The organism is Caballeronia sp. SL2Y3 (assembly GCF_022879575.1).
GTDB lineage: Bacteria > Pseudomonadota > Gammaproteobacteria > Burkholderiales > Burkholderiaceae > Caballeronia.
The window spans coordinates 813,399-832,780 of the sequence record NZ_CP084261.1 but is presented as its reverse complement, the minus strand read 5'-3'; the positions used below and the strand labels follow the sequence as shown (position 1 = coordinate 832,780).

At 65.3% G+C, this 19,382-nt stretch carries 21 protein-coding genes; 8 read left to right on the top strand and 13 right to left on the bottom strand.

Going from position 1 to position 19,382, the window contains the following annotated elements; all coding sequences use genetic code 11:
- Nucleotides 1-62 precede the first annotated feature (62 nt).
- On the bottom strand, nt 63-1,073 hold the full coding sequence (locus tag LDZ26_RS17145; RefSeq protein WP_244849362.1) for a fatty acid desaturase: 1,011 nt from the start codon (nt 1,071-1,073) through the stop codon (nt 63-65).
- A gap of 250 nt (nt 1,074-1,323) precedes the next feature.
- Here LDZ26_RS17145 and LDZ26_RS17140 point away from each other — a divergent pair, with 250 nt between their 5' ends.
- Nucleotides 1,324-2,367: a HoxN/HupN/NixA family nickel/cobalt transporter gene (locus LDZ26_RS17140; RefSeq protein ID WP_244849361.1), complete on the top strand. Its 1,044-nt coding sequence runs from the start codon at nt 1,324-1,326 to the stop codon at nt 2,365-2,367.
- A 121-nt stretch (nt 2,368-2,488) separates the two neighbouring features.
- Nucleotides 2,489-3,364, top strand: a complete 876-nt coding sequence (locus LDZ26_RS17135) for a formate/nitrite transporter family protein (RefSeq protein ID WP_244849360.1) — start codon at nt 2,489-2,491, stop codon at nt 3,362-3,364.
- Nucleotides 3,365-3,441: 77 nt separating this feature from the next.
- Here LDZ26_RS17135 and LDZ26_RS17130 read toward each other — a convergent pair whose 3' ends face one another.
- The 6 genes from LDZ26_RS17130 to LDZ26_RS17105 form a co-directional block, all read right to left on the bottom strand.
- On the bottom strand, nt 3,442-3,744 hold the full coding sequence (locus LDZ26_RS17130; RefSeq protein WP_244849359.1) for a beta-xylosidase: 303 nt from the start codon (nt 3,742-3,744) through the stop codon (nt 3,442-3,444).
- A 165-nt stretch (nt 3,745-3,909) separates the two neighbouring features.
- Nucleotides 3,910-4,212, bottom strand: a complete 303-nt coding sequence (locus LDZ26_RS17125; protein ID WP_244849358.1) for a hypothetical protein — start codon at nt 4,210-4,212, stop codon at nt 3,910-3,912.
- A gap of 308 nt (nt 4,213-4,520) precedes the next feature.
- The gene (locus tag LDZ26_RS17120) at nt 4,521-4,811 is read right to left on the bottom strand and encodes a hypothetical protein (RefSeq protein WP_244849357.1); all 291 of its coding nucleotides are present in this window, start codon (nt 4,809-4,811) and stop codon (nt 4,521-4,523) included.
- Nucleotides 4,812-4,829: 18 nt separating this feature from the next.
- Nucleotides 4,830-5,162 carry a hypothetical protein gene (locus LDZ26_RS17115; protein WP_244849356.1) on the bottom strand — a complete coding sequence of 111 codons (333 nt, stop codon included), beginning with the start codon at nt 5,160-5,162 and terminating at the stop codon, nt 4,830-4,832.
- A 120-nt stretch (nt 5,163-5,282) separates the two neighbouring features.
- Nucleotides 5,283-6,989, bottom strand: coding sequence for a penicillin-binding protein 2 (locus LDZ26_RS17110; RefSeq protein WP_244849355.1), 1,707 nt, complete (start codon nt 6,987-6,989; stop codon nt 5,283-5,285).
- A gap of 12 nt (nt 6,990-7,001) precedes the next feature.
- On the bottom strand, nt 7,002-7,877 hold the full coding sequence (locus LDZ26_RS17105) for an arylamine N-acetyltransferase (RefSeq protein ID WP_244849354.1): 876 nt from the start codon (nt 7,875-7,877) through the stop codon (nt 7,002-7,004).
- A gap of 174 nt (nt 7,878-8,051) precedes the next feature.
- Here LDZ26_RS17105 and zwf point away from each other — a divergent pair, with 174 nt between their 5' ends.
- Genes zwf through LDZ26_RS17090 form a run of 3 tightly spaced genes read left to right on the top strand, consistent with a single transcriptional unit; the run spans nt 8,052 to nt 11,339 of the window.
- Nucleotides 8,052-9,608 carry a glucose-6-phosphate dehydrogenase gene (gene zwf / locus LDZ26_RS17100; RefSeq protein ID WP_244849353.1) on the top strand — a complete coding sequence of 519 codons (1,557 nt, stop codon included), beginning with the start codon at nt 8,052-8,054 and terminating at the stop codon, nt 9,606-9,608.
- Nucleotides 9,609-9,633: 25 nt separating this feature from the next.
- Nucleotides 9,634-10,458, top strand: a complete 825-nt coding sequence (locus LDZ26_RS17095; RefSeq protein ID WP_370650693.1) for an ROK family protein — start codon at nt 9,634-9,636, stop codon at nt 10,456-10,458.
- On the top strand, nt 10,455-11,339 hold the full coding sequence (locus LDZ26_RS17090) for an HAD family hydrolase (RefSeq protein WP_244849352.1): 885 nt from the start codon (nt 10,455-10,457) through the stop codon (nt 11,337-11,339). Before LDZ26_RS17095 ends, LDZ26_RS17090 begins: the two co-directional genes overlap by 4 nt.
- Before the next feature lie 10 nt (nt 11,340-11,349).
- On the opposite strand, the gene infA is transcribed toward LDZ26_RS17090, so the two are convergent.
- The 5 genes from infA to LDZ26_RS17065 form a co-directional block, all read right to left on the bottom strand.
- Nucleotides 11,350-11,619, bottom strand: coding sequence for a translation initiation factor IF-1 (gene infA, locus LDZ26_RS17085; protein ID WP_175941889.1), 270 nt, complete (start codon nt 11,617-11,619; stop codon nt 11,350-11,352).
- Nucleotides 11,620-12,144: 525 nt separating this feature from the next.
- Complete coding sequence (gene corA, locus LDZ26_RS17080; protein ID WP_244849351.1) at nt 12,145-13,122, bottom strand: magnesium/cobalt transporter CorA; 978 nt, start codon at nt 13,120-13,122, stop codon at nt 12,145-12,147.
- A gap of 153 nt (nt 13,123-13,275) precedes the next feature.
- A complete protein-coding gene (locus LDZ26_RS17075; protein WP_244849350.1) occupies nt 13,276-13,713 on the bottom strand; it encodes a polymer-forming cytoskeletal protein in 438 nt (145 codons plus the stop codon).
- A 72-nt stretch (nt 13,714-13,785) separates the two neighbouring features.
- Nucleotides 13,786-14,142 carry a hypothetical protein gene (locus LDZ26_RS17070; RefSeq protein ID WP_244849349.1) on the bottom strand — a complete coding sequence of 119 codons (357 nt, stop codon included), beginning with the start codon at nt 14,140-14,142 and terminating at the stop codon, nt 13,786-13,788.
- Complete coding sequence (locus LDZ26_RS17065) at nt 14,129-15,109, bottom strand: M23 family metallopeptidase (protein ID WP_244849348.1); 981 nt, start codon at nt 15,107-15,109, stop codon at nt 14,129-14,131. Before LDZ26_RS17065 ends, LDZ26_RS17070 begins: the two co-directional genes overlap by 14 nt.
- Before the next feature lie 120 nt (nt 15,110-15,229).
- On the opposite strand from LDZ26_RS17065, the gene LDZ26_RS17060 reads away from it, so the two are divergent.
- Nucleotides 15,230-15,415, top strand: a complete 186-nt coding sequence (locus tag LDZ26_RS17060) for a hypothetical protein (RefSeq protein ID WP_244849347.1) — start codon at nt 15,230-15,232, stop codon at nt 15,413-15,415.
- Here LDZ26_RS17060 and LDZ26_RS17055 read toward each other — a convergent pair.
- Nucleotides 15,407-16,369: a LysR family transcriptional regulator gene (locus LDZ26_RS17055; RefSeq protein WP_244849346.1), complete on the bottom strand. Its 963-nt coding sequence runs from the start codon at nt 16,367-16,369 to the stop codon at nt 15,407-15,409. The two genes, LDZ26_RS17060 and LDZ26_RS17055, sit on opposite strands and share 9 nt — an antisense overlap.
- 197 nt (nt 16,370-16,566) lie before the next feature.
- On the opposite strand from LDZ26_RS17055, the gene LDZ26_RS17050 reads away from it, so the two are divergent.
- Entirely contained in the window at nt 16,567-18,111 is a 1,545-nt protein-coding gene (locus LDZ26_RS17050) for a CoA-acylating methylmalonate-semialdehyde dehydrogenase (RefSeq protein WP_244849345.1), read from the top strand.
- A gap of 17 nt (nt 18,112-18,128) precedes the next feature.
- Nucleotides 18,129-19,016 (top strand): 3-hydroxyisobutyrate dehydrogenase, encoded by an 888-nt coding sequence (gene mmsB, locus LDZ26_RS17045; RefSeq protein WP_244849344.1) that lies wholly within the window; start codon nt 18,129-18,131, stop codon nt 19,014-19,016.
- Nucleotides 19,017-19,382: the final 366 nt, after the last annotated feature.

Genomic DNA, 19,382 nt, shown 5'->3' with positions numbered 1-19,382 from the left:
CAGCGACGCGTCTTGCGGCGTCCCGGCTGCCGTAACGGACGAACGAACCGGCCGATTCTGCGTCACAAGCCGCCCGAAGCCGCCTCCGCGCCGTCCGCATGCCCGAACGTTCGCACTGCCGCGTCCTCGCCCGCGACCGCGAACGGATGCACCGGCGCGGCCGCCCGCGCGAACCCGTACCGCCGGAACCACTCGCCGTATCCGTCCACGACGAAGCCGCCATTGCTCGCGCGATACGCGTCTCGCCGCTCGCGATAGATGGCAGCCAGCGCAAACCACGGCACGCCCGGCAAGTCGTGATGCACCGCGTGTAAGTTGTTGTTCAGAAAAAGCAGCCGCCACGGCCACGCGGCCTCGTTGATGACCGTTCGCTCACGCTCCGCGCTGGCCGCGCGATGCTCGTGGAACGAACGCACCGAAGCAAGCGCGAGCGCCGCATAGCCGACGCCTGCGAACGCGCGCCACGGCACGCCGCATCGAGTATCGAGCCACCACGCGAGCGCCACAAGCGCGGCGAGATGCGCGATCCAGCTCGCGACGATCCGCCAGTCCCGATCGACAATGGCCTGCGCCGCTTCCCGCCACGACGCGGCGATCGCGAACCACGGCCCGATCAGCACGCGGCCCACGAACGTGTTCCGCGCAGCGATCGCGCCACGCAATACGACACCCGCGTTCGCCCACTGCTCGGGCGTCACGTAGTAGCTTTCGGGATCGCGGGCGGGCACGGTCAGATGCGCATCGTCGTGATGACGCAGATGCGACGCGCGATAGACCGCATACGGGAACCACACGGCGAGCGGCGCCAGCCCGAAGAGCATGTTGACGAGCGGCCAGCGCGTCGGATGCCCGTGCAACAGCTCGTGCTGTAGGGACATGTACCAGCACGACAGCACCGCGAGCAGCCCGAGCGCGAGCGGCATGCCGAGCGTGCGCGCACTCGCCGCGACGCCGAACCAGCCGCCGTACACCGCGACGATGACGAGCCACGTCGGCCATTCGCTGCGCCAGCGCCACGACGCGCGCCGATCCTGGATTGCATCGCGTTGGGCGTCGTCGAGATAGCGTGGCATGGCGGGCTCTGAATGGCGAAGGGCCATGTTAGCCGCGCACCGCCGCAAGCCCAACGAACGAATACGCCTATGTTTTTCGCGCAGCGCGAATTGGAGCGGGTTTTTCACGCTCTTCTCCCAAGGAATCAATAGCACTACGAATCAATGCACGTCTGCGGCACGGCCGCGTGCCCGCACCCGATTATTGGCCGCGAGCCGAAGCAAGGTATTCTCTGATGCTGTCCCCGGTTCTTCGCCGCCACGCGCCCCTATGACCCGACCCACCCATTCCGCCCGCTCCGCGCGTCTTTTCGCCGGACTCATCGCGTTCAACGTGCTCGCGTGGCTCTGGGCGCTGATCGCGTTTCGTCACTATCCGCTGCTCATGGGCACGTCGCTGCTCGCGTATTCGCTCGGGCTTCGCCATGCAGTCGATGCCGATCACATCGCCGCCATCGACAACGTCACGCGCAAGCTGATGCAGCACGGCGAGCGCCCGCTCTCCGTGGGCGTGTTCTTCTCGCTCGGACATTCGACCGTCGTGATGCTCGCGACCGCGCTTATCGCCGCCACCGCGCTCGCCGTGCAGGCACGCTTCGCGGCGTTTCGCGAAATCGGCGCGCTCATCGGCACGTCGGTCTCCGCGTTTTTTCTGTTCGCCATCGCCGCGATGAATCTGGTCGTGCTGCGCGGCGTGTGGCGCGCATTCCGGCGCGCGCGCCGCGGCGACGCGCCGAACGACGACGATGAAGACTTGCTCGTCGTCGCAGGCGGCCCGCTCGCGCGCATCGCGCGGCCCCTCTTTGCGTTGATCGGCAAGAGCTGGCACATGTATCCGCTGGGCTTTCTGTTCGGCCTCGGCTTCGATACGGCAACCGAGATCGGGCTGATGGGCATTGCCGCGTCCGAAGCGGCGCGCGGCATGCCGGTATGGTCGATCCTCGTGTTCCCGGTGCTGTTCGCAGCCGGCATGTCGCTGATCGATACCGCCGACAGCCTGCTGATGGTCGGCGCGTACGGCTGGGCCTTCATGAAGCCGGTGCGCAAGCTCTATTACAACCTCACGGTGACGCTGGCCTCCGTCGTGATCGCGGTGTTCGTCGGCAGCGTCGAGGCGCTCGGCCTGCTCGCGGATCGCCTGCAATTGAAAGGCGGCCTGTGGGATGTCGCCGCGCGTCTGTCGGACCACTTCGGCGCGCTCGGCTATGCGGTCATCGGCCTCTTCGCCGCGTGCTGGCTGGCCTCGGCGCTGCTCTACAAGTGGCGCGGCTACGACGCCGCCGACGACGCGCTCGACTCGGGCATCGCGCGCTAGCTTCGACGTTCGCCCTCCGCGCGAGCTTTCGTTTTCCTGATGCGGGCATCGTTTCTGCTGTCCATGAGCGCCTGCCGTTCATCGGCTTCGGCATCGAACGGCTCTCAGGGAGAACACAACCATGGCAGATACGCAGGACAACTCGCGCGAGGGTTCCGCAGGCGCGGAATCACCGAATCTCGACGATGCACAACGCGAACAGGCGGCCCAGCATTCCACGCCGCACGCGCTCGTCATCCACGAAATCGTGCGGGAAGAAGGCGAGGCCGCGATGGAGCGCACCTTCGCCGCGTTGATGTGGTCCGCGCTCGCCGCCGGCCTGTCGATGGGCTTTTCGTTTCTCGTGCAGTCGATACTGGAAAGCGCGATGCCCGAGTCGAAGTCGAGCCACCTCTTCACGAGCCTGGGCTATACCATCGGCTTCGTGATCGTCATTCTCGGCAGGCAGCAGCTCTTCACGGAAAGCACGCTGACGGCGGTGCTGCCCGTCCTCACGCGCCGCGACATGAAGACGGTCGCCAAGACCTTGCGCCTGTGGATCATCGTGCTCGTGTTCAATCTGATCGGGACGGCGATCTTCGCGAGTCTGCTGCAACTTCCCGGCGTGTTCTCGCCGGATGTGACCGAGGCGCTCGCCAAGGTTGCGAAGGCGCCGTTTTCCGGCAGCTTCGGCGTGACGGTGGCGCGGGCGTTGTTCGCGGGCTGGCTGATCGCGTTGATGGTCTGGTTGCTGCCGAGCGCGAAATCGGCGCGTCTGCTCACGATTCTGCTCGTCACGTACACCGTTGCGGTCGCGAAGCTGTCGCACGTGATCGCGGGCTCCGTCGAAGCGGCGTATGCGGTCATGTCGGGCGCGGCCAGCATCTCCGACTACTTCTTCGTGTTCCTCGTGCCGACGCTCATCGGCAATATTCTCGGCGGCGTGTCGCTCGTGGCGATCGTCAATCACGCCGCCATCGCGCCGGAAATCAACGGCACGCCGCAGAACGCCGACTAAGCGGACTAAGCGGACTAAGCGGACTAAGCGGACTAAGCGGACTAAGCGGACTAAGCGGAAGTACGGCGCGGCGCGCGCTACTTGTTGTTGCCCGCGCCCGTGCCGTACAACCCGTTGTTGAAGCCGCCGGCGCCGTTCGTCGAGTGTTCCTTGCCGACGGTCTTCCCACGCGATGCGCCCGCCGCGTCCTTCGACTGCGGCTTCTGCGTCTCATGCACGGCGACGCCGGACGGATTGGCGCGCGCAGTCGAATCGGACGTGCGGTTCTCCTGCTGATCCGAGCCTTCCGGTTTCGTGATCTGCGCGCTGGCGCACAGGCTGGTTGCGGCGGCGAAGCCCGCGAGCAGCGTGGCGGCGATTCGTTTGCGTGATGCGGACATGAGGTCTCCGTGCAGTTCGTGAGCCAAGAGCCGAGCACGAACGATGCCTGAGAAGCGCCTCCGCCGTGTCGGCTCGAACCCGTCGCCGACGAGCCTGCGCGCCCGCCGGCCGGACCGTGCGGGCGATGAGCGTCGCGCACGTGGCGCGAGTGGCGAAAGCGGCGGTCAGGCCGCTTTCGCCCAAAGCCTGTTGGTCGACCTTTTGCGGCTGCCGCCGTCGCGCGGATGGATGTGGACGGCATCGAGCGCCGCGCGCAGCGCCTCGATGCGCTGCTTCTGCGCGGGCACGAGCGCATAACCGCTGACGACGGCCGCAAGGCGCTCGCGCCAGTATTCGACGTTGAGCGTTCCGGATGACTGGCTCTTCATCGTGCGAAGCTGCGCCACCGCGCGTTCGATGTGCTGCAACTCGACGTCCGCCATCGCCGAGGGCAGCAGGCTGCCCTTGGTCTCGCTTTTCTTCTTCATTGTTGGTCTTCCTCTCAGCCGCGCGGCGTGACGCTGTCTCGCGTCTCCCATCGCACGGGCACCCCGTTCACCCGCGCGCTTTCTGTCGAAACGTCGCGGGCGGCCCTTGCTCATTTTCTGAATTGTTCGGGCGTGACCGGCAGGCGTGATCCGCAGTCTTGCTTCGCGGCTGCCAACGGTACGACCGTTGACAAAAATGTACGCAACGGGGGCCTGTTGCCTCCGTCTGTCATCGCACACTGATCAGGGGCTGACGCGTTTTTCGATGCTGCGCCGCGCCACGCCGGGCGTGTGAGGGGGCAGCGAGTCTAGTCCGCGTCGTCGGAAGAAGGCTTTTCCGCGCGCTTGCCGCTGCGCCCGATCTGCGCTTCGAGCGCTTCGTCGAGCTTGCTGGCCTTGCGCGGTTTCGCCGGTTCGCGTGCGTTGACGAACGCGATGAAGTCGTCCATCGGCAACGGGTCGCACAGCTTCTTCGAGCCTTCGGCTGCGCGTTCTACCAGATAGAAGTAGCCGCCCGGCATGCTCACGGCGGCGTAATGCGGATTGCCGCTGCGCGTCTTGAGCCGTTCGACGGCGCTGATGGCCCGGGTCGAGCGCATGATGCTAGGCCCGTCCGCTCACGGCGCGCACTTCTTGCCCGCGCCTTCGATCCACATGTTCGACACGTGGCGCTCGCCGGGGTAGAAGCGGTAGGTGGTCTCGCCGTTGTCGTAGCGGACCTTGACGACGTTCGAGTCGCCGAATTCGAGCATGGTGCCTTGCGGAATCGGCGTCTGCTTGTAGGTGGCGTTGTGCTTTTTCGCTTCGTCGGTAATGCACTGGACGATGCTCGCAACCTCGTTGTGCGTCGATGCGGCTTCGACTTCCGGCTGGCCGGCGTCTTCGTTATGAAAGCGGCCGCAAGCGGCGATGACAAGGGGCAGCGCGAGGGCCGCGGCGAGTTTCTTCATGATCTTCCCGGTTTAAGGTTGGGCAATCGAACGCTCCATTAGAGCACAGCGCCTTCACAGTTCGGCGCAGTGTCGGACGGAGCAACCTCCGCGCCCGCACGTCTAAGGGTAGCGCCTCGCTCATGCGTCCGGCGGCACGCCCAGAAGCGGCAACGTCCCTCCGACGATGCCCGAGAACACCGGCCCCGCGACGGTCCCGCCGTAGTACGCGCCGCCCGACGGCTCGTCGATCATCACGGCGACGATCACGCGCGGATCGCTCATCGGCGCGATGCCGACGAACGACGCGCGATACTTGTTCGCCGCATACGACCGCCCGACCTGCTTGCGCGCCGTGCCCGTCTTGCCGCCGACGCGATAGCCCTCGACCGCGGCGGCGCGTCCGGTGCCGTCCGATCCTGTCGCCGCTTCGAGCATGTGGCGCACGGCGGCGGCCGTCGCGGGCTTAACGACCGGCGTGCCCGCGCGGCGCGTTTCGCCGTGGATGAGCGTCGCTGCGTGAAAGCGCCCGTCGCCGGCATACGCCGTGTAGATCTGCGCGATCTGAAGTAGCGACAGCGACAGGCCGTAGCCGTAGGCCATCGTCGCCTGTTCGATCGGCTTCCAGCGTTCCGGCGCGCGCAGCCGTCCCGTGGCCGCGCCGGGGAACGTCACTTCCGGGGCCTGTCCGATGCCGTATTCGCGGTACTTGTCCCAGATGGTCCGCGCGGGAATCTTCAGCGCGAGCTGCGTCAGCGCCACGTTGCTCGACATCTGCACGGCCTCCGACACCGTGATGACGCCGTGATTCGACGTGTCGTGAATCACGTTCGGCCCGATCTTCAGCGTGCCGGGGTTCGTGTCGATGCGCGTGTCGGGCCGCACGTGACCGAGGTCGATGGCGAGCGCGGCCACGAGCGGCTTGATCGTCGAGCCCGGCTCGAACGTATCCGTGAGCGCGCGGTTGCGAAGCTGCTCGCCCGTGAGACGGCGGCGGTCGTTGGGATCGAAGCTCGGGTAGTTAGCGAGCGCCAGCACTTCGCCGTTCTTCGCGTCCAGCACGACGACGCTGCCCGCACGCGCCCGATGCTTGGCGACGGCCGCCTTGAGTTGCGAATGCGCGAGTTGCTGGATGCGCCGGTCGATCGTCAAGTGGATGGTCTCGCCGTTCTGCGGCATCTCCGTTTCGCCGATCTGCGACACCACGCGCCCGAGCCGGTCGCGGATGACTTCGCGCTGCCCGGCCGAACCGGCGAGGCGCGCGTCGGCGGCAAGCTCCACGCCTTCCTGCCCGCGATCCTCGTTGTCCGTGAAGCCGACGACATGCGCCGCCGATTCGCCTTCGGGATAGAAGCGCTTGGTGTCCGGCACGAGCGTGATGCCCGCGCGACCGATTTCCGCGATGCGCTCGGCCGTCTCTGCATCCACCTGGCGTTTGAGCAGCACGAAGCTGCGATCCGTGCCGATGCGGCGGGTGAGTTCGCTCGCAGGAAAGTCGAGCAGCTTGGCGATGTCGTCGGCGCGCGCGGCGTCGAAACGCTTCGGGCTCGCCCAGACTTCGTACGTGGCGAGGCTGACCGCGAGCATCGCGCCGTTTCTATCGACGATGCGCCCGCGCGTGGCGTCGAGCGCGAGCGTTCGCTGGTAGCGTTTCTGTCCTTCGCCGATGTAGAACGCGTGATCCACCACCTGCACCCACAGCGCGCGCCCGGCGAGCGCGAGGAACGCGGCGGTGACGCCCGCGAGCACGAAGGTCGAGCGCCACGCGGGCAGCCGTTGCGCGAGCATGGCGCTGCGATGGTGCGTATGGAATTCGCGGCGGCCGCGCGTTTTATTGCTCTTGAACATCGGCGCGATGCGTCAGGCGGGATCGGACTGCGCGAGGCGCGCGAGTGCGGCGTCGAGATCGGACGAAGCGATCGAGCCGTCCGCATCGGGCAGACGAATGCCGAGGTCTTCGCTCAACACGCGCCGAAGCGTTTCGACGCCGTTCAGTTCGCGATGCGTGGTGCCGTCGCGTTCGTCGTGCAGGGACAGGCGCTGGTCGAAGAGCCCGTAGCGGCGTCCGGGCGCAAGCCGCGCAGCAAGGAGGTGATGCACGAAGATCGACTGCGGATACGTGGAGACGAAGTAGTTCGACATCTCGTAGTCGATGTCGTATTGCGGATCGAAGTCGAAGCGGTAGATGGCCGTCCACGTTCCGTCGATGAGCGCTTCCATCCGATAGTTGGGCAGACCCGCGTCCCAGTCGATGCGTTGCAGCCTGAACGCGCCATGCGGCGTGATCTGCTCCAGACCGCCTTGCAGCGCGAGCGGCGCCGAAAGCGTCATGCCGCCGAAACCGACATCCGCGACGAACGCGCCTTCGTCCAGTTCCACGACGAGCAGCATGTGCGAGCGCGGCGGCATGACCGACGGATCGCGGCCCCACAGCACGCGGCCCGCGTAGCTTTTCACGCGAAAACCCAGTGCTTCGAGTACGCTGCGGAAAAGCAGATTGTGTTCGTAGCAGTAACCGCCGCGCCGGTTCGTAACCAGCTTGCGTTGAATCGAAGCAAGATCGATCCGGACCGGACGGCCGAGCAGCACGTCGAGATTCTCGAACGGTATCGCCTGCGGATGCAGCAGATGCAGCGCGCGCAGCGTGTCGAGCGTGGGCGCGGGCCGGTCCCCGCCGCCAAAGCCGATGCGTGCGAAGTAGGCGGGCAGGTCGATGAGCGTGTCGGGTGAAGTCATGTCGATGTTGGCCTCGTGCTGCGAAGTCGCGCAAGCATTCTACGACACGCGAAGCGGAAAATTACAGATAGCCTACGAACGAAGCGGGCGCCGTAATAAGCGATGCGCGATTGAACTGTGCCGCATCGCCGAAGGTCTTTCCATTTTCGCTCAACGGATGAGGACACCCACGTCATGCCGAACGATGCAGACAACAGCAATCAGGCAAGTGCTTCGAAACCGTCTTCAGCGTCGCCCGCAGCGAAGCGCCGCGCGCCTGCGTGCACGCTCGTGATCTTCGGCGCGGGCGGCGATCTCACGCGGCGGCTTCTGATGCCCGCGCTCTATAACCTGTCCGCCGACGGTCTGCTCGACGACGACATGCAGATCATCGGCGTGAATCACGGCGAGCGCGAGACCTCCGCGTGGCGCGACGAACTCACCGAGTCGCTGCGCAAGTTCGCCGCCGACAAGGCCAGCACCTTTCATACGTCGAAGCTGAACGAAGACGCGTGGAACCGCGTCGCGAACAAGCTCGAATACTTCGCGGGCGAGTTCGACGACGAGGAAACCTTCGCGCGGCTCGAAGCGCGTCTCACCGAGATGAAGAGCCGCAATGTCGTGTTCTATCTCGCCGTGAGCGCGCGGTTCTTTGCGCCGATCGCGGAACATCTCGGGCGCGCCGGGCTGCTTACGGAGCAAGACGGCGCGTTCAGGCGGCTCGTCATCGAAAAGCCGTTCGGCACCGACCTCGCTTCGGCGCAGGCGCTCAATCGCTGCATCCTCGCGTATGCGAAGGAATCGCAGATTTATCGCATCGACCATTTTCTCGGCAAGGACACGGTGCAGAGCATTCTTGCCGTGCGCTTCGCGAACGCCATGTTCGAGCCGGTCTGGCGGCGCGAATACATCGATCACGTGCAGATCACGGCGTCGGAGACCATCGGCGTGGAAGGGCGCGGCAGTTTTTACGAGCAGACGGGCGCGTTCCGCGACATGGTGCCGAACCATCTCTTCCAGCTGCTCGGCATGGTGGCGATGGAACCGCCTAATTCCTTCGACGCCGAGGCCGTGCGCGACAAGAAGGCCGAAGTCTTCGACGCGATGAAGCCGCTCACGGCGCGCGACGTGGTGTTCGGGCAATATGAGGCCGGCGCGGCGGGACCGGGTTATCGCGAAGAGCCGGGCGTCGCGAAGGACAGCCGCACCGAAACGTATGCGGCGGCGCGCGTCTTCATCGAGAACTGGCGCTGGGCCGGCGTGCCGTTCTATCTGCGCACCGGCAAGCGGCTGACGGAGCGCCGAACGGAGATATCGGTGCAACTGAAGGCGGTTCCGTTCCGGCTGTTCCGCGACACGCCCGTCGACGAGCTGACGCCGAACGTCTACACGCTGCGTATCGACCCGGCTCACGGCACGAGCTTCGACTTCAACGTCAAGGTGCCGGGCCCGGTGATGCAGATGGGCGCGGTGCGCTCGGCGTTCGATTACGGCGACTTCTTCGCCGAGCGCGCGAACGTGGGTTATGAAACGCTGCTCTACGACTGCATGCTCGGCGACGAAACGCTGTTTCAGCGCGCCGACAGCATCGAGACGGCGTGGGCGGCGGTGGAACGCGTGCTGCATCCGGAGAGCGACCTGCCGGTGCATGGCTACGCGGCGGGCAGCGCCGGGCCGGAAGAAGCCGACCGTCTGCTCGCCGAAGACGGCCGCGCGTGGCGTCCGCTGACCGACACACTCAAGAAGAACTGATTTCTGGATAACAACGATGACAAGCGTGACCACGGAAACCCGAACGAAGCAAAGAAAGCGCGCGAGCACCGCGAAGGGGACGGTGAAGGCTGACCGCATTCTCGCCATCGACATCGGCGGGACAGGGCTCAAGGCCGCGGTGCTGTCCGAAGACGGCGAGATGAAGAGCGAGCGCGTGCGCGTGCCGACGCCCAAGCCCGCGATGCCCGACGTGGTCGTCGATACGCTCGTCGCGCTCGTGCAGCCGATTCTCACCGAGCCGCCGACGCACATCTCGATCGGCTTTCCCGGCGTCGTGCGCGATAACGTCGTGCTGACCGCGCCGAATCTCGGCAACGAATACTGGCAGCGCGTGCCGCTTGCGGACATGATCTCCCAGCGTCTCGGCGGCATGCCCGCGCGCATGATCAACGATGCCGAAATGCAAGGACTCGCGGCTATCGAAGGTCGCGGCCTGGAGTTCGTGCTGACGCTCGGCACGGGCGCGGGCACCGCGCTCTTTCGCGACGGCGAACTCATGCCGCACCTGGAACTGGCGCATCATCCGGTGTCGAAAAGCCGAACCTACGACGAATACATCGGCAACGCGGCGCGCGAGAAAGCCGGCAACAAGCGCTGGAACCGCCGCGTCGAGAAGGTGCTCGGCATTCTCGACACGCTCGTCAATTTCGACAAGCTCTGGATCGGCGGGGGCAACGCCACGCATCTGAACTTCGAGTTGCCGCCGAACGTGGCGGTCGTATCGAACGCGGCGGGCATCGAGGGCGGCGCGAAGCTGTGGCATCCGCGCTCGGTTCGCGAGACTCGCCAACTCTCCGACTTCAATCAGCGCGAAGGAGCGCCTTCATGAATGCCAATGGCCAATTCGGTTTGCACAGCATAAGCGGCGACGCCGCCGCCGCGTTCGAGGCGCTCGCGCACGTCCAACTGGTTGTCTCGGACTGCGACGGCACGCTGCTTCACACCGACAAGTCGATCAGCGAACACGCGAAGGACGCGGTGCGGCGTCTGCGGCAAGCGGGCGTCGAGTTCACCGTCGCGAGCAGCCGGCCGGGCGCGGGCATGCGCTATATCGTGGAGACGCTCGGCGTCGACATGCCGTATGCGTCGTATAACGGCGGCAATCTCGTTCAGCCGGGCACGTGGGAAGTGCTCGCCGCCCACAAGCTGCCGCGCGATGCCGTGCAGACGTCGCTCGAGGCGCTCGCGTCCGCGGGCGTGGATGCGTGGGTGTTCGTCGGCGACGTGTGGTATCTCACGAATCCCGACGGCGCGTATGTGCCGCGCGAACGGCGCACGGTCGGCTATGACGGCGTGCTCGTGCAGCGTTTCGACGATGTGGATCTGGATGCCGTCGACAAGATCGTCGGTTCGACGGCGGACGCGCCGCTGCTCGAACGCGTCGAAGCGCAGTTGCAGACACAGCTCGAAGGGCGCGCGAACGCGGCGCGCTCGCAGAGCTATTACCTCGACATCACGCATCTGCTCGCCAACAAGGGCGACGCGGTGCGCGAACTGGCGAAGCGCCGCAAAGTACCGCTCGAGCGCGTGGCCGTGCTCGGCGACATGAGCAACGATATCGCGATGTTCGACATTGCGGGGACGTCGATCGCGATGGGACAGGCGTCGGACGCGGTGCAACGACGCGCGAGCCTCGTCTCGTCGACGAACGACGAGGACGGCTTCGCGGTGGGAATCAACGCGCTCTTGTCGGCGCGTGGTGTAGCGTGATACGGCTGATTTAACGGCGGCGCATCGGCGCGCGGGCTGCGCCGCCGCCGCTTGCGCGTTCGTCCTTGTGACGGAAGTTGATGCGGCCCTTCGTCATGTCATACACCGACATTTCCAGCGTCACGCGGTCGCCGGCCAGAATGCGGATGTGATTCTTGCGCATGCGGCCCGAGGCATACGCGCCGACGACGACGCCGTTGTCCAGCGTCACGCGATAGCGGCTGTCGGGAAGCACTTCGTCAACGATACCGTCGAGTTCGATGAGTTCTTCTTTCGCCATTTGAGCTCCTGTTCAAGTAATAGTGGTGCCGCGCCGCTCGACGCCACGCAACGGCATTCGCGAGTGTCGGCGCTCGACGGTGCGCAGAGCGCATCGCCGCTGCAACGCGTCGGAAGCGAAGTCGGGCGTGAGCCGGCGCGCTCGAACGACGAACGCGCCGCGTCTTGCTTTCAGGCTCGTGGCGAGCTTGACGGCATAGGCCGGAACGACGGAACTCGCCTTCGAGCGGCAAGCCCTGGCCGGCATGACCGGGACGGCGACGCCGGCTCCCTGCGAGGCTTCGACCGAGATTCAGGGCGATGCCGCGAGTGCCGACGTGCGGTGTGATGCGGTGAATGGGTCTGCTGTGACTTCCAAGTGCGGTCAGAAAGCCGAAATACAAGCTACTGAGACAAGCTACTGATTAGGCACTGAGGCTGCGTCGCGACAGAATCCGTTTAGACAGAGGAAACCGCGCAAAAGTTCCTTGCGCGATGCCCGGCGAATGGTGCTGGTTTCTTGCGATGACTTCGCATAGAACCCGTATTATAACCAACCTGCCTTCTTGAAGCGCCAGTACAGCACGATATCGACCAGCAACATCGCGCCGAGGCACGCCGGATAGCCGTACGTCCAGTCCAGCTCCGGTATCCGGTGGAAGTTCATGCCGTAAATGCCGGCGATCATCGTCGGGACCGCGAAAAGGGCGGCGAACGAGCCGAGGCGCTTTGTGACTTCGCTTTCCGCGAGCGCGATCAGGCCGAGGTTCACCTGAATCGCCGTCACGATCATCTCCCGGCGGCCTTCGATCGTCTTCACGATGCGCAGCAGGTGGTCATAGACGTCGCGGAAATATTCCTGCATGCCCGCACATACGCCCGGCGGCCGCCCGCCATAGAGCTTGCTCACGGCTTCGAGCAGCGGCGCCGTGTGATGCTGCATGAGCGTCATGCGGCGCTTGAGCGAATACAGGTCTTCGATGATCTCGCGCGACGCCGCCGAGCCGTTGCGCTCGAAGATGCGCTCTTCCACTTCGTCGAGCGCGTTGCCGAGTGCTTCCAGCACGGGGAAATAGCGATCGACGACGGCATCGAGAAGCGCATACATCACGAACGCCGGGCCGTGCTTGAGCAGCTGCGGCTCGCGCTCGCAGCGTTTGCGCACTTCCTGGAAACCTTGCGTGGTGCGGTTGCGCACGGAGATCACGTAGTTGCGCCCGACGAACACGTTGATCTCGCCGACGAGCAGTTCGCCTTCCTCGTCGAATTCGACGGTATGGAACACCGCGAAAAGCGAATCGCCGTACTCCTCGATCTTCGGCCGCTGATGCCCGTGTTGCGCGTCCTCGACGGCCAGTTCATGCAGGCCGAACTGATGCGCCATGTGCGCGAGTTCGCCCGGACCGGGCTCCTTCAACGCGACCCAGATGAACGAGTCGGGCAGGTCCCGGTACGTATTGATGTCGTCGATTTGTACGTCTGCGAGCTTTCGGCCGTTCTGATAAGCCGCGCAATTGACCAGCATGGGGCGCCCTTGTTATCTCGATGTAATCAGGCACGCGCCGCCTTTGCAAGATGCACAGAATGCACGACAGGCGCGGGCGCGCGGACTTCATCGTGGAAATCTTAGCGGATCGCGACGCGCCACGCGCCCTGTATTTGCACGCGCGAGCGGCGCTCAGCTTGCCGTGTAGTCGAGCTGCGGGACGACTTCCGCGGCGGGCAGCGCGGCCACGTTCGACTGCATTGCGTCGAGCTTGGTCAGCTTGCCTTCGACCGTCGCGCCGACGTCCATGCGCAGCTTCTGATAGTAGATGTTGCCGTGCACGTGCGCATTCGATTGAAGCTCGACGAAATGCGCGACCATTACGTCGCCGACCACGCGGCCATTGATGATGACGTCGTACGCGCTGACGTTGCCGTGAATCGCGCCCTGATCGCTCACGACGAGCAGCGATTCGTCGCCGGCGCGGCCGGTGACGTTGCCGGTCACCTGACCGTCCATGCGCAGGCCTTCGCTGAATTCGAGGTCGCCCGAAATATGGACATTCTGCGCGATCAGGGTGGAGAGCTTGGCCGGCTTGACGCCTTGCGAATCTTTCTTCGATGAAAACATGGCGGTTCCTTGCGATGCGGTAAAGGTGGCTTCACGACCACGCGTCATTGCGTGCTCGGTCGGTCGGATGAATCAGCGTTGCTTCTTCAAAAAGGCGAGGTCGGTTTGCAGCCGCTCGATCTGCGCGGCGCTTTGCATGGCGCGCTGTTCGAGCGCGGCGCGCGCTGCCGTCTGCTGTTCCAGCGCGAACTGCGCATGCGCCAGCTCTTCGCGCAGCTTCTGCTCGGACACGGGCGGCGCGCGGAGGACGTCGAGCTTGCGCGCCTGTTCGTGCGAGGTCTTGAGCGCGTAGCCGGCCGCGACGAGCGCGCCCATCGCGCAGAGGGCGGCGATCACGCCGGGGATATACGCGGTGCTGCGCTTGGGCGTGAGCGCATAGGAATGTTGGGTCAGCTTCAGCGAGACCCGCTTCGAATCAGCCTTGCGCATTGGGTTTCTGCCTGAAGAGCATGAGATAAGGCTTCGGATTGAGCTGCGCGCCGCCCACGATCACTTCGAAGTGCAGATGCGGCCCGGTCGAGCGGCCCGTCGAGCCGACTTCGGCGATTTCGTCGCCCGGCATCACGAACTGGCCTTCGGTCACGAGAATGCGCGACGCGTGGCCGTAGCGCGTCACCGTGCCGTTGCCGTGGCGGATATCCACCGCGTTGCCGTAGCCGTTGCGCTCGCCCGCCTGAATGACGCGCCCGCCTGCGCTCGCGAGAATCGGCGTGCCGGTCGGCGCGACAAGGTCGAGTCCGGGATGAAAGCTCACGTGTCCGGTGAACGGATCGATGCGGTTGCCGTAAGGCGAGCCGAAGTGCGAGCCGGGCGCGGGATCGCGGCCGGGAAACGCCATGTACGCGGTGTAATGCGCGATGGCCTGGCCTTGCAACTGCGAGAGCGTGTCGCTCAGGCAGCCGATGACCTTCTGCGCGTTCTTGAGGCGCTCTGACGGCGTGCCGTCGTGCGCGCGCTCCGCGTTGCAAAGACGTGGCGGCAGTTCGGGACCGCCCGCGCCGTCGAGCGCGCTGGCGGCGCCTTCGCTGTCGGGCAGCGGCGGCACGTCGTGGACGCCGGCCGCCGTGCCCGCGCCGGGCGCGGCCTTCAGCCGGTTATCGAAATCGCGCAACTCGCCGACCTGCGCTGACAGCGCCGCGACGCGCGGCACGAGCGCGCCGATGTCGGCGTCGATGCGCCCGAGCTGCTCGATCTCGTAAGAACGGCGCGACACGAACGCCTGCTCCTCGCCGAGATGACTGCGCGCGAAGGTCGTGCCGATGGCAATGCCGAGCGCGAGCGCGGCGATGAGCAGCGCAATCAGCCCGATGACGGCGATGGTGCGGGCCGTGCGCGCTTCGACGAAGCGCACGCGCTGGCTCGACACGGAGCGTCTTGACCAGATGACGAACGACATCAGCGAACGGCGGGCAGTGAGCCGGCGCGCGCGTCCGGACTAGGTTGAATTAGCAGAAAGCTCAATCGATTCACGGAGATAGCAACGCCGCGACGGACGACGCGATAACGCGGGCCGGCGATGATGCCGCACGATGGCCCGGCGCGCCGACAATTCGTCGGGATGGCGAATCAAATTAATACGAACCCGGCGGATGACGCCGGTTGCGATGCGTGGACGCATCGCGGGAAAGCGGCCATTAAACCACTTGCGCGCGCCAACAACGTCAAAAAGGTTGAACGTATCGCGAAAGTATCGTCAGGATGACTTGATGTCTACCCAGGCGATGTCGGGTGCGTCGCCCATGAGGAACGCGTGGTTCAGCTCGGCGGCCGCGCGCAGGTAATCCCAGACGGCGGTGATGCGCCTCAACCGGCGCAAGTCTTCGCGACACGACAGGAAAAACGCGCGCGTCACGACGATTTCTTCCGGCAGCACGGGCACGAGCCGCGCGTCGGGCGACGCCATGAAGCACGGCAGAATGGCGAGCGCGCGTCCCTGCAACGCGGCGTGATACTGCGCGATCGCGCTCGTGCTGCGCCAGCGCGACACCGCGCCGGGCACCGCGCGCTCCAGATACAGCAGTTCGTGACTGAACGCGAGGTCGTCGATATAGCTCGCGAAGCGGTGATCGCGCAGATCGTCTTTCGCGCGAATCGGCGCGTGCGCGTCGAGATAGCCGGGCGTCGCGTAGAGCTTGAGGCGATAGTCGCAGAGCTTGGTGTAGACGTACTGCCCTTGCTCGGGGCGTTCGAGCGTCACCGCGATATCCGCCTCGCGCTTCGAGAGGCTCACGAAGTGCGGCACCGGCAACAGGTCGATGGAGATATTCGGATGCGCGTCCTGAAACCGCGCGAGATGCGGCGCGAGAAAGAAGCAGCCGAAGCCTTCCGTCGACCCGACGCGCACGTGACCCGACAGCGCGTGCCCCGTGTTGGCGATCTGCTCGGCGGCGGATTGCACCGTGGTTTCCATTGCGTCGACGAAGCCGAGCAGGCGCTGGCCCTCGGCGGTCAGCACGAAGCCGCCGCTGCGCGATTTGTCGAAGAGCAGCGTGCCGAGCGCGTCTTCGAGCGCGCGCACGCGCCGCGCGACCGTCGTGTAATCGACGCCCAGGCGCTTGGCCGCGCCGCTCGCGCGCTGCGTGCGCGCCACTTCGAGGAAATAGCGCAGGTCGTCCCAGTTCAGTTTCGCGGCGTCGAACTTCGGGCCTTTTTGCATATCGGTCGGGTGTTTTTCTAGTGCCAGGGCGGACTTTTGCATAACTATACTCAAAGGCACGAGCCTGCCGAATAGTGCCGAATAGCGGGCCGAGACCTATAACGGAGACGACATGCCTTTTCCCCCGACGCTCTGTCCGCGTCACGCCCGCGCGTCTTCGCTCCTTTCTCCGCACTGTTCCAATCGAGGAGTCATCCGTGAATATCGTTGCTGAACATCCGGCGCAGGGTGCGCGCTCCGGCGCGTCCGTGCGTACCGCCAAACTGCTGATCGACGGCGCGTTTGTCGAGTCGAAAACGGGCGAATGGCGGGACATCGTCAATCCGGCGACGCAGGAAGTCGTCGGCCGCGTGCCGTTCGCGACGGCGGACGAGGTGAACGCCGCCGTCGCCGCCGCGCAGAAGGCGTTCGAGATGTGGCGCACGACGCCGCTCGGCACGCGCATGCGGCTCATGCTTCGCTTTCAGGACCTGATTCGCCAGAACATGAAGCGCATCGCGCAGACGCTGACCGCCGAGCAGGGCAAGACGCTCGCGGACGCCGAAGGCGATATCTTCCGCGGTCTCGAAGTGGTGGAGCACGCGTGCGGCATCGGCACGCTGCAAATGGGCGAGTTCGCGGAGAACGTCGCGGGCGGCGTCGATACCTACACGCTGCGCCAGCCGATCGGCGTCTGCGCCGGCATCACGCCGTTCAATTTTCCCGCGATGATCCCGCTCTGGATGTTCCCGATGGCGATCGTCTGCGGCAACACCTTCGTGCTGAAGCCGTCCGAACAGGACCCGCTTTCGACGATGGAACTCGTCGAACTGGCGATGGAAGCGGGCGTGCCGCCGGGCGTGCTCAACGTCGTGCATGGCGGCAAAGATGTCGTCGATGCGCTCTGCACGCATCCGGATATCAAGGCGGTGTCGTTCGTCGGCTCGACGGCGGTCGGCACGCACGTCTACAACCTGGCGAGCCAGCACGGCAAGCGCGTCCAGTCGATGATGGGCGCCAAGAACCACGCCGTCGTGCTTCCGGACGCGAACAAGGAGCAGACGCTCAACGCGCTGGCCGGCGCGGGCTTCGGCGCGGCGGGGCAGCGTTGCATGGCGACGTCGGTGGTGGTGCTCGTGGGCGCGTCGAAGGGCTGGCTGCCGGATCTGGTCGACCGGGCGCGTTCGCTCAAGGTAAGCGCGGGCACGGAGCCGGGCGCGGACTTGGGACCCGTCGTCTCGCGCGCCGCGAAGGAGCGCATTCTCGGCCTGATCGCAAAAGGCGTGGAAGAGGGCGCGACGCTCGCGCTCGACGGCCGCGATATCACCGTGACCGGCTACGAGAACGGCAACTTCATCGGCCCGACCATTTTCTCGGACGTGAGCACCGACATGGCCATCTACAAGACTGAGATTTTCGGGCCGGTGCTGTGCGTGCTGGAAGCGGCCACGCTCGACGACGCCATCGCGCTCGTCAACCGCAATCCGATGGGCAACGGCGTAGGTCTCTTCACGCAGAGCGGGGCGGCGGCGCGCAAGTTCCAGAGCGAGATCGACATCGGACAAGTGGGCATCAACATTCCGATTCCGGTGCCGGTGCCGTCGTTCAGCTTCACCGGTTCGCGCGGCTCGAGGCTCGGCGATCTCGGGCCGTACGGCAAGCAGGTCGTGCAGTTCTACACGCAGACGAAGACGGTCACGGCGCGCTGGTTCGACGACGCCACCGTGAACGACGGCGTCAACACGACCATTTCGCTCCGATAACGACAAGGAGACACGCGATGCGAATCGGTTTTATCGGACTGGGCCACATGGGCGGCCCGATGGCCGCGAATCTGCTAAAGGCGGGTCACGCGGTGACGGCCTTCGATCTGTCGCCGCCCGCGCTCGACGCGGCGAAGGCAGCGGGCGCGACGCTCGCCGGTTCGCCGCGCGCCGCATCAGAAGGCGCGGAAGTCGTCATCACGATGCTGCCCGCCGCGCCGCACGTCAAAGCCGTCTATCTGAACGACGACGGCGTGCTGGCAGGCGTGGGCGCGGGCGTGCCGCTCATCGACAGCAGTACGATCGATCCGGCCACCGCGAAGCTCATCGGCGAGGCCGCGGCGGCGCACGGCAATCCGTTCGCGGATGCGCCGGTCTCGGGCGGCGTGGTCGGCGCGCAGGCGGGCACGCTCACCTTCATGGTCGGCGCGGACGAGGCGCTCTTCGAAACGCTGCGGCCGGTGCTCTCGGGCATGGGCAAGAACATGGTGCGCTGCGGCGAGACGGGCACCGGACAGATCGCGAAGATCTGCAACAACCTCTTGCTCGGCATTTCGATGATCGGCGTCGCAGAAGCGATGAGACTCGGCGAAACGCTGGGCATCGATCCTTCGAAGCTGGCCGCGATCATCAACACGTCTACGGGGCGCTGCTGGAGCTCGGATACGTGTAATCCCTATCCGGGCATTGTTGAGACAGCGCCGGCATCGCGCGGTTATAGCGGCGGCTTCGGCGCCGACCTGATGCTCAAGGACCTCGGCCTCGCCGTCGATGCGGCGCGCGGCGCAAAGCAGCCTGTTTTCATGGGCGCAATCGCGCAGCAACTCTATCAGTCGATGAGTCAGCAAGGCCTCGGCGGACTCGATTTTTCAGGCATTATCAAGCTATACGGGAAGCACGAGTGAGTGAGTTCGGCACGCACGTGCGTGCCGAATGCGTTTGCCGGAATAACTGCTTTATTCAGTTGCACTGCACAATGCATCGCGCTGTGGCTTACTGGGCGGAGTCATCGGGATTACGATGATTCGCTTTCCAAAAAAATGTCCTATTCTGAAAGCACGACGCGCGTGTGCCGTTCAGTGCCACACTAGGAGAAACGGTGTCGCGCGCGCCTCCGATGCAGGCGACGAGCCCGGTCTTTCGGGCGATCAGATGAGGAGCACGCGATGCAAGTTACACGTCATTTGAATATGGAACTCCGGCATGCCACGATGCCGACTTACGTAGCCAGCTATTTCTTTCCGTTGCTGCTTTTGGCATACGAAGCCTGG

What these genes read in the sequence shown, in the direction of transcription:
- LDZ26_RS17145 (WP_244849362.1), bottom strand. Translation starts at nt 1,073, where the DNA reads ATGCCACGCTATCTCGACGACGCCCAACGCGATGCAATCCAGGATCGG.
- LDZ26_RS17140 (WP_244849361.1), top strand. Translation starts at nt 1,324, where the DNA reads ATGACCCGACCCACCCATTCCGCCCGCTCCGCGCGTCTTTTCGCCGGA.
- LDZ26_RS17135 (WP_244849360.1), top strand. Translation starts at nt 2,489, where the DNA reads ATGGCAGATACGCAGGACAACTCGCGCGAGGGTTCCGCAGGCGCGGAA.
- LDZ26_RS17130 (WP_244849359.1), bottom strand. Translation starts at nt 3,744, where the DNA reads ATGTCCGCATCACGCAAACGAATCGCCGCCACGCTGCTCGCGGGCTTC.
- LDZ26_RS17125 (WP_244849358.1), bottom strand. Translation starts at nt 4,212, where the DNA reads ATGAAGAAGAAAAGCGAGACCAAGGGCAGCCTGCTGCCCTCGGCGATG.
- LDZ26_RS17120 (WP_244849357.1), bottom strand. Translation starts at nt 4,811, where the DNA reads ATGCGCTCGACCCGGGCCATCAGCGCCGTCGAACGGCTCAAGACGCGC.
- LDZ26_RS17115 (WP_244849356.1), bottom strand. Translation starts at nt 5,162, where the DNA reads ATGAAGAAACTCGCCGCGGCCCTCGCGCTGCCCCTTGTCATCGCCGCT.
- LDZ26_RS17110 (WP_244849355.1), bottom strand. Translation starts at nt 6,989, where the DNA reads ATGTTCAAGAGCAATAAAACGCGCGGCCGCCGCGAATTCCATACGCAC.
- LDZ26_RS17105 (WP_244849354.1), bottom strand. Translation starts at nt 7,877, where the DNA reads ATGACTTCACCCGACACGCTCATCGACCTGCCCGCCTACTTCGCACGC.
- zwf (WP_244849353.1), top strand. Translation starts at nt 8,052, where the DNA reads ATGCCGAACGATGCAGACAACAGCAATCAGGCAAGTGCTTCGAAACCG.
- LDZ26_RS17090 (WP_244849352.1), top strand. Translation starts at nt 10,455, where the DNA reads ATGAATGCCAATGGCCAATTCGGTTTGCACAGCATAAGCGGCGACGCC.
- infA (WP_175941889.1), bottom strand. Translation starts at nt 11,619, where the DNA reads ATGGCGAAAGAAGAACTCATCGAACTCGACGGTATCGTTGACGAAGTG.
- corA (WP_244849351.1), bottom strand. Translation starts at nt 13,122, where the DNA reads ATGCTGGTCAATTGCGCGGCTTATCAGAACGGCCGAAAGCTCGCAGAC.
- LDZ26_RS17075 (WP_244849350.1), bottom strand. Translation starts at nt 13,713, where the DNA reads ATGTTTTCATCGAAGAAAGATTCGCAAGGCGTCAAGCCGGCCAAGCTC.
- LDZ26_RS17070 (WP_244849349.1), bottom strand. Translation starts at nt 14,142, where the DNA reads ATGCGCAAGGCTGATTCGAAGCGGGTCTCGCTGAAGCTGACCCAACAT.
- LDZ26_RS17065 (WP_244849348.1), bottom strand. Translation starts at nt 15,109, where the DNA reads ATGTCGTTCGTCATCTGGTCAAGACGCTCCGTGTCGAGCCAGCGCGTG.
- LDZ26_RS17060 (WP_244849347.1), top strand. Translation starts at nt 15,230, where the DNA reads ATGATGCCGCACGATGGCCCGGCGCGCCGACAATTCGTCGGGATGGCG.
- LDZ26_RS17055 (WP_244849346.1), bottom strand. Translation starts at nt 16,369, where the DNA reads ATGCAAAAAGGCCCGAAGTTCGACGCCGCGAAACTGAACTGGGACGAC.
- mmsB (WP_244849344.1), top strand. Translation starts at nt 18,129, where the DNA reads ATGCGAATCGGTTTTATCGGACTGGGCCACATGGGCGGCCCGATGGCC.